The sequence below is a fragment of the Bradyrhizobium sp. WBOS08 genome (assembly GCF_024585125.1).
In the GTDB taxonomy this organism is placed as follows: domain Bacteria; phylum Pseudomonadota; class Alphaproteobacteria; order Rhizobiales; family Xanthobacteraceae; genus Bradyrhizobium; species Bradyrhizobium japonicum_B.
Genome location: NZ_CP028988.1, coordinates 5386209 through 5399555 on the forward strand (window position 1 = coordinate 5386209; position 13347 = coordinate 5399555).

A 13347-nucleotide genomic window follows, 5' to 3' on the forward strand; every position below is an offset into this window, starting at 1 on the left:
GCTTTCGTCGCATGTTGCTCGGCCACCGGGAATCGGGAACCTGTTGCTGCGGGGAACTGAAGCCGAGTTCCCGGGCGCCCGAGGAGGAACAAGCGATGTGGAGCCTGCCGCCGACCGATAGCGTGCTGCATTTCCTGTCGCTGGTCGCGATAGCCGCGCAGGGCATGACGGCTGCGCTGGCCGCCGGACGCCGCAGCATGGACTGGCTGGGAGTCTGCTTCCTTGGTTGCATCACCGCGCTCGGCGGCGGCACGCTGCGCGATCTCTTCCTGGGACATTATCCGCTGGCCTGGGTGCAGAACCCGATCTATCTCGCGCTGGCCGGCGGCGCGGCGTTCGTCACCATCCTGTTCGCGCACCTGGTGCACCGGCTGAAGGTCGCCTTCATCGTGCTCGACGCCATCGGGCTCGTCGTCTTCACCATGGCCGGCTGCGACGTCGCCTGGCAGATGGACGCCTCGCTGCCGATCGTCATCGTCTCGGGCATGGTGACGGGCTGCGCCGGCGGCGTGTTGCGCGACGTGCTCTGCAACGACGTGCCGCTGCTGTTTCGCTCCGAGCTTTACGCCAGCGTGTCGCTGGTGACCGGCCTGTTCTATGCCACCGCATTTGGCCTCGAGCTCAACGCCGAGCTCTCGACCATCCTGGCCTTCGTGCTCGGCATCAGCTTCCGCCTGCTGGCGGTGCGCTACACATGGGAGATGCCGAAGTTCGTGTTCACCGAGGATGAGGAGAAGTAGGCGCGATCGCGCGCGAATAGCAAATGGCGAATGGATCTCGGCAACTCGCTATTCGCTACTCCCCATTCGCCCCCCGCTGCCTCGCCTTCGCGACCCGCGCGGGCGTCACCAGCAACCCCGCATTGCCCCAGGAATTGCGGATGTAGTTCGTCACCGCCGCGATCTCCTCGTTGGACAATTGCTCGGCATAGCCCGGCATCTCGCCGCTGTTCGGCGCGCGCGGCGTGGTCAGGGTGCGGGCACCGTCGAGGATGATGCGCAAGGTGGAGGAGGGGTTGTTGGATTGCAGCAGCGCATTGCCCGGCAGCGGCGGATAGATCCGCGGGGCGCCCATGCCGTCGGCTTCGTGGCAGGCGACGCAGAGCTTGGCGTAGACCGCTTGGCCGGCCTTCATCTCGGCTTCGTCCGGTGGCGTCACGATGGTCTCGCGCCGTGCCGGCGGCAGGCTCTTCAGATACAGCGCGATCGCGCGCACATCGGCATCGCTCATCTTCGAGGTCGAGTTGACGACGATGTCCGCCATCGGTCCGCCGGCATGGCTCCTGGCGTTGCGCCCACTCTGCAGATACTCCGCGATGTCAGCCTCGCTCCACGATTTCAATCCGGTGCGCGCTGCGCCATCGAGCCGGGGAGCGAACCAGCCCGCGACCTCGTTGCCGGCCAGCGCCTGCGCGTCCCTGTCCGCACCGAAATAATTCTTCGGCGTATGGCAGGCGCCGCAATGGCCGAGCCCGGTGACGAGATAGCCGCCCCGGTTCCACGCCGCGCTCTTGCTCTGGTCCGGCTCGAACAGGCCGGGCTTGAAATACATGGCGCTCCAGATCCGCATCAGGCCGCGATAGCCGAATGGCCAGCGCAGTTCCGGCGGCTTGTTGCGGCTCACGGCAGGCGCGAGCGTGCCGAGATAGGCGCGGATCGCCAGCGTGTCGTCCTTCGTCATCTTCGTGAAATAAGGATAGGGAAAGGCCGGGTAATAGTTCGAGCCGTCAGGGGCGATGCCATAGCGCAGGGCGCGGGTGAAATCGGCATCTTGCCAGGCGCCAATCCCGGTGTCGCGGTCAGGGGTCAGGTTCGGCGCATAGATTGCGCCGAAGGGGGTGTCGATGCGCTTGCCGCCCGCGAACGGTCTTGCGGGATCGGCCGTGTGGCAGCCCGCGCAGCCGCCGGCCTCGACCAGCGTCTTGCCGTAGGCGACCAGCTCCGGCGACGGCTCGGCGGCGCGGGCTGCGCTTCCAACTGCACTGCACAACACCAGGCCGACCACAACCGAGCCAGTCAGAATCGTCCGCATCGAAGCCACTCCTGCGACCAAACGCCCGCATCCGGCACGAGGGAGCGTCCATTCGTTTCACGACGCCGGGGGTATGGTGACACAAATTGAAAACGGCACGCATGTTTCAGGCCACGAAATTACGATTTTTACCCGGCGCTCGCTTTGGTCCAGATTTGTGGTGCGGATCGTGAAATATCCGACATAGAGTGGCGGAATTGGTCGGCGCGCCCTAGCTAAAAATAACGGGAAGGCAACGGCTTAAGTGAGCAAGACCTGAACAGGGCGGCAAAAGAGGACAGCATGGGCATCAACCAGGGTCCGATCAGTCTCGATCAAAAATATACCCAGGAGACCGGGCACGTCTTCACCACGGGGATCCAGGCCCTGGTGCGCTTACCGATGGCGCAGATCCGGCGCGACCGCGCCAACGGTCTCAATACCGCGGGCTTCATCTCCGGCTATCGCGGCTCGCCGCTCGGCGGCTACGACCAGCAGCTCTTCGCCGCGCGCAAGCATCTCGAACAATACAACATCAAGTTCCAGCCTGGCGTGAACGAGGATCTGGCGGCCACCGCCGTCTGGGGCTCGCAGCAGCTCAACCTCTCGCCCGGCGCCAAGTACGACGGTGTCGTCGGCATCTGGTACGGCAAGGGCCCCGGCGTCGACCGCTGCGGCGACGTGTTCCGCCACGGCAATGCCGCCGGCTCGGCCAAGAACGGCGGGGTGCTGTGCCTTGCCGGTGACGACCACGGCGCAAAATCGTCCACCGTCCCGCATCAGTCCGACCATGCCTTCATGTCCGCGCTGATGCCGTATCTGTATCCCTCGAGCATCCACGAGATGATCGAGATGGGCCTGCTCGGTATCGCGATGTCGCGCTATTCGGGCTGCTGGGTCGGCATGAAGGTGATCACGGAGACGGTGGAGACCACCGCCGAGATCGACCTCACCGACGAGATGAAGCCATTCATCATCCCCAGCGATTTCGAGCTGCCGCCCGGCGGCCTCAACCTGCGCTGGCCCGACGACCGCTTCGAGCAGGATCGCCGCCTGCAGGACTACAAGGGCTTTGCCGCCATTGCCTTTGCACGGGCCAACAAGGTCAACCGCGTCACCATGGATTCGCCGAATGCCCGCTTCGGCATCATGGCCTCGGGCAAGAGCTATGAAGACGTCCGCCAGGCACTGCGCGAGCTCGGGATCACCGAGGAGGTCGCTGCAAAAATAGGTCTCCGTCTCTACAAGATCGGCATGCCCTGGCCGCTGGAGCCGGAAGGCGTGCATGAATTCGCCGTCGGCCTCGAGGAGATCTTCATCGTCGAGGAGCGGCGCGAGATCGTCGAGAACCAGGTCAAGCAGGTGCTGTTCAACTGGCGCGACGACGTGCGCCCGCGCATCGTCGGCAAGATGGACGAGCACGACAAGCGCTTCCTGACCTTCGCCGCCGAGCTCAGCGTCGCCTCGCTTGCGACCTCGCTCACCGAGCGGCTGCTCCGACTTAACCTCAATCCGGAAATTGCGGAGATGCTCCGCGTCAAGGCCGACTGGTTCAACGGTCGTCAGGCGACCCAGATGCAGGCGGTCGCGCCTGTCTCCCGCACGCCTTACTTCTGCTCCGGCTGCCCCCACAACACCTCGACGAAAGTCCCCGAAGGCAGCCGCGCGCTGGCCGGTATCGGCTGTCACTTCATGGCGCTGTGGATGGACCGCTCGACCGAGACGTTCACGCATATGGGCGGCGAGGGCGTGCCCTGGGTCGGCATCGCGCCGTTCACCAACGAGAACCACATCTTCGCCAATCTCGGCGACGGCACCTACTTCCACTCCGGCATTCTGGCGATCCGCCAGGCGGTCGCCTCCAAGGCCAACATCACCTACAAGATCCTTTACAACGACGCCGTCGCCATGACCGGCGGCCAGCGCCATGACGGCGATCTCTCGCCGCAGCAGATCACCCACCAGCTCCACGCCGAAGGCATCCGCGAGATCTATCTGGTCTCGGAGGCGCCCGATTCCTATCCGGCCGACACCATCGCGCCCGGCGTGAAGAAATATCACCGCGACGAGCTCGACAGCGTCATGAAGATGTGCCGCGAGTTCAAAGGCACCTCGGCCATCGTGTTCGTGCAGACTTGCGCGGCCGAGAAACGGCGCCGCCGCAAGCGCGGCCTGATGGAGGATCCGGCGCGCCGCGTGATGATCAATCCGGCCGTCTGCGAAGGCTGCGGCGACTGCTCGGTGCAGTCGAACTGCATCTCGGTCGAGCCGCTGGAGACCGAGTTCGGCCGCAAGCGCGCCATCAACCAGTCGTCCTGCAACAAGGATTATTCCTGCCTGAAGGGGTTCTGCCCGTCCTTCGTTACCGTGGACGGCGGCAAGCCGCGCCACCGCGCACCGGCGGAGCTGGCGGACATCGGCGAATTGCCCGAGCCGGCCTCGCGCCCGACGCTCGATAGGCCCTACAACATCGCGGTCGGCGGCGTCGGCGGCACCGGCGTGCTCACCATCGGCGCGCTGCTCGGCATGGCCGCCCATATTGAGGGCAAGGCTTCGATGATCCTCGACATGTCGGGCCTGGCGCAGAAGGGTGGGGCGGTGCTCAGCCATGTGCGCCTGTCGGATCATCCGGCGGAGGTGACCTGCTCGCGCATCGTCACCGGCACGGCCGATCTGGTGCTTGCGGCGGATGAAGTGGTCGCGGTCGCCAAGGACACCATCTCGCTCTGCGACTCCAGCCGCACCCGCGGCATCATCAACAGTCACGTCATTCCCACCGCCGATTTCGTCCTCAACCGCGACTTCAACTTCCAGACCCGCAAGCTCAACGCGGTGCTGGAGACGGCGCTGCACAAGGACTCCGTGTTCTTCGACTTCACCAAGCCGGCCGAGCAGCTGCTCGGCGATGCCATCGCCACCAACATGATGATGATGGGCTATGCCTATCAGAAGGGCCTGTTCCCGCTGTCGGCGGAAGCGATCGAGCAGGCGATCGAGGTCAACGGCGTCTCGATCAAGATGAACAAGGAAGCCTTCCGCCTCGGCCGGCTCGCGGTCGCCGATCCTCAGCGCCTGGCCGACATGCTGAAGGGCACGGATGAGGTCGTCGCGCCCAAAACGCTGGACGCGATGACGCTCGACGAGGTCATCGAGCATCGCGTCGAGCATCTGACCGCCTACCAGAATGGCCGGCTGGCAAGACGTTATCGCAAGCTGGTCGACCAGGTCCGCGATGCCGCCAAGCAAGGTGGCTACGGCGATGCGCTGCCGCGCGCGGTCGCGGTGAACTATGCCAAGCTGCTCGCCTACAAGGACGAGTACGAGGTCGCGCGCCTCTACACCGACGGCGCTTTCGAGCAACAGCTCCGCGATCAGTTCGAGGGCGATTTCAAGTTCAACTTCAACCTCGCGCCGCCGATCTTGGCGAGCGGCGTCGATGCGCTCGGTCGCCCGAAGAAGCGCGCCTTCGGCCCGTGGATGCTGAACGTCTTCCGCGTGCTGGCGAAGTTCAAATTCCTGCGCGGCACCCCGTTCGACATCTTCGGCCGCAGCGCCGACCGCAAGCTCGAGCGCGACCTGATCGCGGGCTACGAGAAGGACGTCGCCACCGTGCTCGGCCTGTTGTCGCCGGTGACGATCGACACCGCCGTGGAATTGCTGTCGCTGCCCGACCGCATCCGCGGCTACGGCCCGGTCAAGGAGAAGGCGGTGGTTGACGCCAAGGCGCGCTATGCGCAACTTGCAGCGGATCTCGCCAACCCGCCGCCCGCGCCAAGGCAGATCGCGGCGGAGTAGGGAGGTCTCGTAGGGTGGGCAAAGGCGCAAAGCGCCGTGCCCACCACCTCGCCGTAGTTGCGCAAAAGACGTGGGCACGCTTCGCTTTGCCCACCCTACGACACCATCTGTTGTGCTGTCCGTCGGGCAAAACACCCAAGAGACGGGTCAATCCAGCGGCACAAAGGCATTCCACTTTACCGAAATTCGGAATTGTCGTATCTGTCCGCCACCTCATCCCACTCAGAGGGGCGTATCGCGATCGTCACGAAACGCGGGGTGAGCGGCGGTGGACGCGGGCTGCGTCGCGCGAGGCATTGTCTCGTGCACGACGGGCGCGGTCTCGCGTACGGCAAAATCGTGTGGTCCTGACGCCCGCAGGCTGGCGTCAAGTCTTGCGAACAATCGCAAGGCGACGGGGGCAATAGTGCAACGCTCCCCGGGGAGAGCGCGACATAAGCCGTAAAGCCACTGTGCAGGGAAGGCCGGATGTTTGGCCGCACCTGTATGCCGCTGTGCAACTGTTCTTCGCGCAATTCGCACACAGCGGACCGTGGGTGCCAAGCCGGCACCCGGTCTTCCCTGCGCCCTCTGATTTCGGAGGGGCCAGACGGATGCAAAGCTCGGGCGGAACGCGCCGCGAGAGCGCGAAAGCATGTCCGCAAGATCAGGTCTCGTGCCCCGCGCAGCGCGGAGCGGTGCGCTGCAGAGCCGGGGCCCAGAACCTTTCAGCGCTGAAGACGCAGCCGCATGGGTCCCGGCTCTGCGCAGCAACGCTGAAGCGTTGCAGCGCGTCCGGGACACGTGAGCATCTGCCAGTTGCGCTCACCCGCTACCCTCTCGCAGGGCGGAATATTTCCGCGCTTGCCAATCCGCCCCTCGCGGTTCAGAAAAACGGGGCAAGAAGAAACGCGAGCGGAGACCTGAGTTTGACCATCAAGGGCAAGGCCTACATTGCCGGGATCTACGAACACCCGACCCGGCATGCGCCGGATAAATCCACCGCCCAGCTCCACGCCGAGGTCGCCAAGGGGGCGATCGAGGATGCGGGGATCAGCAAGGACGACATCGACGGCTATTTCTGCGCGGGCGATGCGCCCGGCGGCGCCTGGCCGATGGTCGATTATCTCGGACTGAACACTAGGAAGCTCCGCCATATCGACTCCACCGAGACCGGCGGCTGCTCCTACATCATCCATCTCGGCCATGCCGCCGAGGCGATCGCCGCGGGCAAGTGCTCGATCGCGCTTGTGACGTTGGCCGGCAAGCCGCGCACCGGTGCGATGCCGCCGCGCGCCGCCGGCGCCGAGGTCGATTTCGAATCCGCTTACGGTGCCACCACCCACAATGCCTATGGCATGTGTGCCATGCGTCATATGCACGACTATGGCACCACCTCGGAGCAACTCGCCTGGATCAAGGTCGCGGCCTCGCACCACGCGCAGTACAATCCGCATGCGATGCTCAAGGACGTCGTCACCGTAGAGGACGTCCTGAACTCGCCGATGATCTCCGATCCCCTGCATCGCATGGATTGCTGCGTCGTCTCCGACGGCGGCGGCGCGATGATCGTGACGACGCCCGAGATCGCCAAGAGCCTGAAGAAGCCGCTGGTGCGCCTGATCGGCCATGGCGAAGCGATGAAAGGCCCGCGCGGCGGCAAGGACCTCGACCTCACGTATTCGGCCGGCATCTGGTCCGGCCCGCGTGCGTTCGAGGAAGCCGGCATCACGCCGAAGGACATCAAATACGCCTCGATCTACGACAGCTTTACCATCACGGTGCTGATGCAGCTCGAAGATCTCGGTTTCTGCAAGAAGGGCGAGGGCGGCAAGTTCGTCGCCGACGGCAACCTGATCTCGGGCGTCGGCAAGCTGCCGTTCAACACCGACGGCGGCGGCCTCTGCAGCAACCATCCCGTCAACCGCGGCGGAATGACCAAGATCCTCGAGGCCGTGCGCCAGCTGCGCGGCGAGGCGCATCCGAAGGTGCAGGTCAAGAATTGCGATCTCGCCATCGCCCACGGCACCGGCGGTCTCCTGGGCGTCCGCCACGCCGCCTCGACGGCCATTCTGGAGCGCGTGTGATGAGCGAGACGAAGAAATATCCGGCACCGGTGACCAACCCCGAGACTGCTGCGTTCTGGGACGCGGCCAAGCAGGGCAAGTTCATGATCAAACGCTGCACCGCGTGCGGCGAGGCGCACTACTTCCCGCGCTCGATCTGTCCGTTCTGCTACTCCGACAAGACGGTGTGGGAGGAGGCGTCGGGCGAGGGCACGATCTACACCTGGAGCCTGATGCGGAAGTCGCCGACCGGTCCCTACGCCATCGGCTACGTCACGCTGAAGGAGGGCCCGTCGGTGCAGACCAATTTCGTCGATTGCGATCTGGAAAAGCTCAAGATCGGCCAGAAGGTGAAGGTGGTGTTCAAGCCCACCGACGGCGCGCCGCTGCCGTTCTTCACGCCTGCTTGATGCGAAGCGCGATGTAACCCTCTCCCCTTGTGGGAGAGGGCGGCAGCCGAAGGCTGCCGGGTGAGGGGTCTCTCTCCACACGAGAAGTGTCACTGCGGAGCTAACCCCTCACCCCAGTGAGTTTGTTGCAAGGGCGGTGCAGCCCTCTCCCACAAGGGGAGAGGGCACATTAACGAGCGCCGGCGCTTGCTGAGAAATTTGCCGGAGAGGAAACCAGAAAAAATGTCCGCCAGATACGACGAGCTCAAATCCCTCAAGAACCTCGGCCAGAAATACGCCTACACCGACCGCGAAGTGATGCTCTATGCCTACGGCATCGGCCTCGGCGCCGATCCCATGGACGAAAACGAGCTCGCCTTCGTCAACGAGGGCACGTTCACGCCGCGGCCGCTCAAGGTGGTGCCGACCTTTGCTTCGGTGGCGGCGTGGGGCTCGGGGCCGGGCGAGATGAACCTCAACCGCGTCATGGTGGTGGACGGCGAGCGCGACATCACCTTCCACCAGCCGCTGCCGGTGGCTGCGAACATCACCGCCGATTCCTCCGTGATCGAGATCTACGACAAGGGCAAGGACAAGGGCGTCGTCATCGTTCACCAGACCGTGCTGAAGAACGAGAAGGGCGACAAGCTGGCGACGCTGGTCGCCTCGCGCTTCGCCCGCGGCGATGGCGGCTTTGGTGGACCGAACCTGACGCAGCCCGATCCGCACAAAATCCCATCGCGCAGCCCCGACAAGACCATCGACATCACCACGCGCCCCGATCAGGCGCTGGTCTATCGTCTCTGCGGCGATCGCAACCCGCTGCACTCGGATCCCGAATTCGCCAAGAAGGCCGGCTTCCCCCGCCCGATCCTGCACGGCATGTGCACCTATGGCATCACCTGCCGCGGCGTGCTGCAGACCTATGCCGACTACGACGCCAGCGCCTTCCGCCAGCACGTCGCGCGGTTCTCCTCGCCGGTCTATCCCGGCGAGACCGTGACCATGGACCTCTGGAAGGACGGCAACGTCGTCTCGTTCGAAGCCAAGGTGAAGTCGCGCGGCGTCACCGTGATCAAGAACGGCAAGACGGTGCTGGGTTAGGTCGGTCCCGGGCCCCGGACGCAGCGCAGCACGTCAGTGATGCGCTGCTGAGCCGGGGCCCAGGGTGCCTGACAAAGAGCTGGGTCCCGGCTCTGCGACGCAGCGTTTCACGCTGCATCGCGTCCGGGACACGCAAGGAAAAAACAAACAGGGAGAAGCCACCATGGGACTGCTCGACGGCAAGGTTGCGCTGATCACCGGCGCGGGCGGGGGGCTTGGCGAGGCCTACGCAAGACTGTTCGCGCGGGAAGGGGCCTCGGTCGTCGTCAACGATCTCGGCGGGCCTCGCGACGGCTCCGGCGCCGACACATCCATGGCGCAGCAGGTGGTGGACGCGATCAAGGCCGAGGGCGGCAAGGCGGTCGCCAACGGCGCCGACATCTCCACCATGGAGGGCGGCCAGTCGGTGTTCGACGACGCCATCAAGCATTTCGGCCGCGCCGACATCCTGGTCAACAATGCCGGCATTTTGCGCGACCAGACCTTCGCCAAGGCCTCCGAGGCCGACTGGGACAAGGTCATCAAGGTGCACCTGAAGGGCACCTTTTGTTGCACCCTGCCGGTGTTTCGCTGGATGCGGGAAAACGGCGGTGGCGTCATCGTCAACACCTCCTCGACATCCGGGCTGATCGGCAATTTCGGCCAAAGCAACTACGGTGCGGCCAAGGGCGGCATCTGGGGCCTGTCCAACGTGCTGGCGATCGAGGGCCGGAAATACAACATCCGGATCTGGACCCTCGCGCCGGGCGCCCTGACCCGCATGACCGCAGACCTGCCCCGCTATAAGGAGAACCCCGGCGCGGCGCTGGGGCCGGACGGCATCGCGCCGGCCGTGCTATACATGGTCAGCGATTTGTCGGGCGACCAGACCGGCAAGGTGCTGGGCGTGTCCGGGCCCCGCGGCGTGCGCGAGATGCGGATGATGGAGATGGAAGGCTGGAAACCGCCGCATTCGGGCTGGAACGCCCAGGACATCGTCGATCACGCCAAGGAGATCTTCTTCTCCGAGGAGCAGATCAAGATGGGGGCGCGGCGGTTTTAGCCACACTGTCGTTCCGGGGCGCGACAAAGTCGCGAGCCCGGAATCCATAACCCCGACTTGCGGTTATGGATTCCGGGCCTGTCCCTTCGGGCCATTCCGGAATGACGAACAGAGAAAGACGAGACTGATGAAACTCACCGCCGACGCCAAGGGCACTTTCGCAATCGCGCCGACGCCGTTCCACGACGACGGCCGCATCGACGAGCGCTCGATCGACCGCTTGACCGACTTCTACGAGGAGGTCGGCTGCGACGGCGTCACGGTGCTGGGCATCCTCGGCGAGGCCCCGAAGCTCGATGCCGCCGAGGCCGAGCAGGTGGCGGTGCGCTACGTCAAGCGCGCCAAGAAGATGCAGGTGATCGTCGGCGTCTCCGCACCGGGCTTTGCCACCATGCGCTCGCTGGCCAAGGCCTCGATGGACGCAGGCGCCGCCGGCGTGATGATCGCGCCGCCTCCGAGCTTGCGCACCGATGACCAGATCATCGGTTACTTCAAGCAGGCGGCCGAGGCGATCGGCCCCGACGTGCCCTGGGTGCTCCAAGATTATCCGCTCACCTTGCAGGTGGTGTTCACACCGTCCGTGATCCGCAAGATCGTCATGGACAATCCGAACTGCGTGATGCTCAAGCACGAGGATTGGCCGGGCCTGGAGAAGATCTCGACGCTGCGCGGCTTCCAGAAGGACGGCTCGCTCCGGCCGCTGTCGATCCTGTGCGGCAATGGCGGCACCTTCCTGGACTTCGAGATGGAGCGCGGCGCCGACGGCGCCATGACCGGCTACGCCTTCCCGGAGCTCCTGATCGACGTCGTCAACCTCTCCAAGGCCGGCAAGCGCGATGCCGCGCATGACATCTTCAACGCCCATCTGCCGCTGATCCGCTACGAGCAACAGCCTGGCGTCGGCCTGACCGTGCGCAAATACGTGCTGCAGAAGCGCGGCATCATCGCCTCCAGCGCACAGCGCAAGCCCGGCGCGACCATGACGGCGACGGCGAAGGCCGAGGTTGATTACCTGCTGTCGCGCGTGGCCCGCTTCGACAAGCGCGCCAATCTCGGCCCGCAATCCAGCGCCGCGGGTTAGTTGCATGGCCGAGACATCAGCATCACGCCCGGCCTCGACGATTCTTCTGCTCCGTGATGGAGTTAAGGCCGACGGCCAGGGCCGCGGCGAAGTCGAGATCTTCATGATGGTCCGCCATCATCAGATCGAGTTCAACTCGGGCGCGCTGGTGTTTCCCGGCGGAAGCGTCGATGCCGGCGACAAGGAGATCGTGGCCTGCACCGATCTGTATTCGGGCGGCGAAGGTCTCAGCGAAATCGACCGGGGCTTCCGGATCGCCGCGATCCGCGAGACCTTCGAGGAGAGCGGCATTCTGCTGGCGCGGTCGAGGGACACGGGCGCCCCGATCGACGCCGGGCGTGCCGGCGAGATCGCCGACAAGCATCGCGTTGCGCTCAACGAGCACAAGGTCAGCTTCCTGAACATCCTAGCCGATAACAACCTCCAGCTCGCGCTCGACACGCTGGTGCCTTACGCGCATTGGATCACGCCGGAGGGCATGCCCAAGCGCTTCGACACCTGGTTCTTCCTCGCGGCCGCTCCACCGGACCAGCTCGGCGCCCATGACGGCCGGGAATCGACGGATTCGATCTGGGTCTCGCCGCGCGAGGCGGTGGAGGGCGGCGAGAACGGCCGCTTCAAGCTGCCGTTCCCGACCACGCGCAATCTGATCCGGCTGGCGAAGCAGCCGACGGTGCAGGCCGCGATGGAGCACGCCCGCGACTTGTCGATCGTCACGGTGATGCCGGTCATGACCAAGACCGACACCGGCCGCCAGCTCCGCATTCCCCGCGAGGCCGGCTATGACGGCGAGGTGTTCGAGGTCGGGGCGCAGGGTTAAGATACTTCGACGCCTGACGAAGTATTGAGGGCCGCGGTCGCGCTAGGTTCCGTTCATCATGACGGACGGAGCCAGGCGATGAATATCAGGCAGGACACCAACATCGCCGCTGAGCTGGTGCTGCTGGCCGCGCTGGCAACGCTGTGGGGCGGCTCCTACACGTTCATCAAGCTGGGCGTTGCCACCATTCCGCCGATCACGCTGATCGCGGCGCGAACCGCGATCGCCGGCCTCCTGCTGCTCGGCGTCATGGCGGCACGTGGCATCAGGATGCCCTGCGACGCCGCGACCTGGCGGCGCTTCGCCTTCCAGGCCGTGCTCAACAGCGTCGTCCCCTGGACGCTGATCGCCTGGGGCGAGCGCCATGTCGATGCCGCCCTCGCCACCATCCTCAACTCGGCTGGGCCGATCTTCACCTTCCTGCTCACGGCCGTCGTCACCCGCCACGAGGCGACGCCTCCGCGGAAACTGTTCGGCGTGGTGGCGGGGATGGCCGGCATCCTGCTGATCGTCGGCGTCGATGCCTTCCACGACGTCGGCGGCGGCCTCCTCGCAGAGGCCGCCATCGTCGCCGCCACCATCTGCTACGCTTGCGCCGCGATCTTCGGCCGCAGCTTTGGGCGCCTCGATCCGATGGCGCCGGCTGCCGGCTCGCTGCTGGCCGGGGCCGCCGTCCTGATCCCGGCCTCGCTCGTGGTCGAGCAGCCCTGGACGCTGTCGCCGTCGCTGAGCTCAGTGCTGGCGTTGCTTGCGCTCGCCGTGTTCTCGACGGCCGCGGCGTTTGCGATCTACTTCCGCCTGATCCAGACCCTGGGCTCCGTCGGCACCACCGCGCAGGCCTATCTCCGTGTGCCCATTGGCGTTGCCATCAGTGTCGCCTTCCTCGGCGAGAGCCTGAGCCGGACCGCCTGGGTTGGGCTGGCCTGCGTCGTCCTCGGCGTCGCCGCCATGACGATCCCGGCCCGGCGGCTTGCGCGCATCAAACCGTCATAGGGCGGCAAGGGGCTCCGGGACCGCGATATTAAGCATAATCGGCCTCCGGAGGCATGTTCCCCCCGGGC

The 13347-nt window shown here is 65.3% G+C and carries 10 protein-coding genes; 9 read left to right on the forward strand and 1 reads right to left on the reverse strand.

The genetic code is table 11. The annotated features are described in order from the left end of the window. The first annotated feature begins 95 nt into the window (after window positions 1–95). Window positions 96–740: a trimeric intracellular cation channel family protein gene (locus DCM80_RS25240; protein ID WP_257194210.1), complete on the forward strand. Its 645-nt coding sequence runs from the start codon at window positions 96–98 to the stop codon at window positions 738–740. Between the two features lie 55 nt (window positions 741–795). Here DCM80_RS25240 and DCM80_RS25245 read toward each other — a convergent pair whose 3' ends face one another. After that, window positions 796–2031: a cytochrome c gene (locus DCM80_RS25245; protein ID WP_257194211.1), complete on the reverse strand. Its 1236-nt coding sequence runs from the start codon at window positions 2029–2031 to the stop codon at window positions 796–798. Between the two features lie 282 nt (window positions 2032–2313). Here DCM80_RS25245 and DCM80_RS25250 point away from each other — a divergent pair, with 282 nt between their 5' ends. The 8 genes from DCM80_RS25250 (at window position 2314) to DCM80_RS25285 (ending at window position 13279) form a co-directional block, all read left to right on the forward strand. After that, window positions 2314–5805: an indolepyruvate ferredoxin oxidoreductase family protein gene (locus tag DCM80_RS25250; protein ID WP_257194212.1), complete on the forward strand. Its 3492-nt coding sequence runs from the start codon at window positions 2314–2316 to the stop codon at window positions 5803–5805. A gap of 908 nt (window positions 5806–6713) precedes the next feature. Then, window positions 6714–7871 carry a thiolase domain-containing protein gene (locus DCM80_RS25255; RefSeq protein WP_257194213.1) on the forward strand — a complete coding sequence of 386 codons (1158 nt, stop codon included), beginning with the start codon at window positions 6714–6716 and terminating at the stop codon, window positions 7869–7871. Continuing rightward, the gene (locus tag DCM80_RS25260; RefSeq protein ID WP_018322310.1) at window positions 7871–8260 is read left to right on the forward strand and encodes a Zn-ribbon domain-containing OB-fold protein; all 390 of its coding nucleotides are present in this window, start codon (window positions 7871–7873) and stop codon (window positions 8258–8260) included. The genes DCM80_RS25255 and DCM80_RS25260 overlap by 1 nt, the downstream gene beginning before the upstream one ends. A gap of 222 nt (window positions 8261–8482) precedes the next feature. Then, window positions 8483–9343 (forward strand): MaoC family dehydratase, encoded by an 861-nt coding sequence (locus tag DCM80_RS25265; RefSeq protein WP_257194214.1) that lies wholly within the window; start codon window positions 8483–8485, stop codon window positions 9341–9343. Between the two features lie 163 nt (window positions 9344–9506). Next, window positions 9507–10385: an SDR family oxidoreductase gene (locus DCM80_RS25270; RefSeq protein ID WP_257194215.1), complete on the forward strand. Its 879-nt coding sequence runs from the start codon at window positions 9507–9509 to the stop codon at window positions 10383–10385. A 127-nt stretch (window positions 10386–10512) separates the two neighbouring features. Continuing rightward, window positions 10513–11466 carry a dihydrodipicolinate synthase family protein gene (locus DCM80_RS25275; RefSeq protein ID WP_257194216.1) on the forward strand — a complete coding sequence of 318 codons (954 nt, stop codon included), beginning with the start codon at window positions 10513–10515 and terminating at the stop codon, window positions 11464–11466. Window positions 11467–11470: 4 nt separating this feature from the next. Further along, a complete protein-coding gene (locus DCM80_RS25280; protein WP_257194217.1) occupies window positions 11471–12286 on the forward strand; it encodes an NUDIX hydrolase in 816 nt (271 codons plus the stop codon). A 78-nt stretch (window positions 12287–12364) separates the two neighbouring features. Continuing rightward, window positions 12365–13279, forward strand: a complete 915-nt coding sequence (locus DCM80_RS25285) for a DMT family transporter (RefSeq protein ID WP_257194218.1) — start codon at window positions 12365–12367, stop codon at window positions 13277–13279. Window positions 13280–13347: the final 68 nt, after the last annotated feature.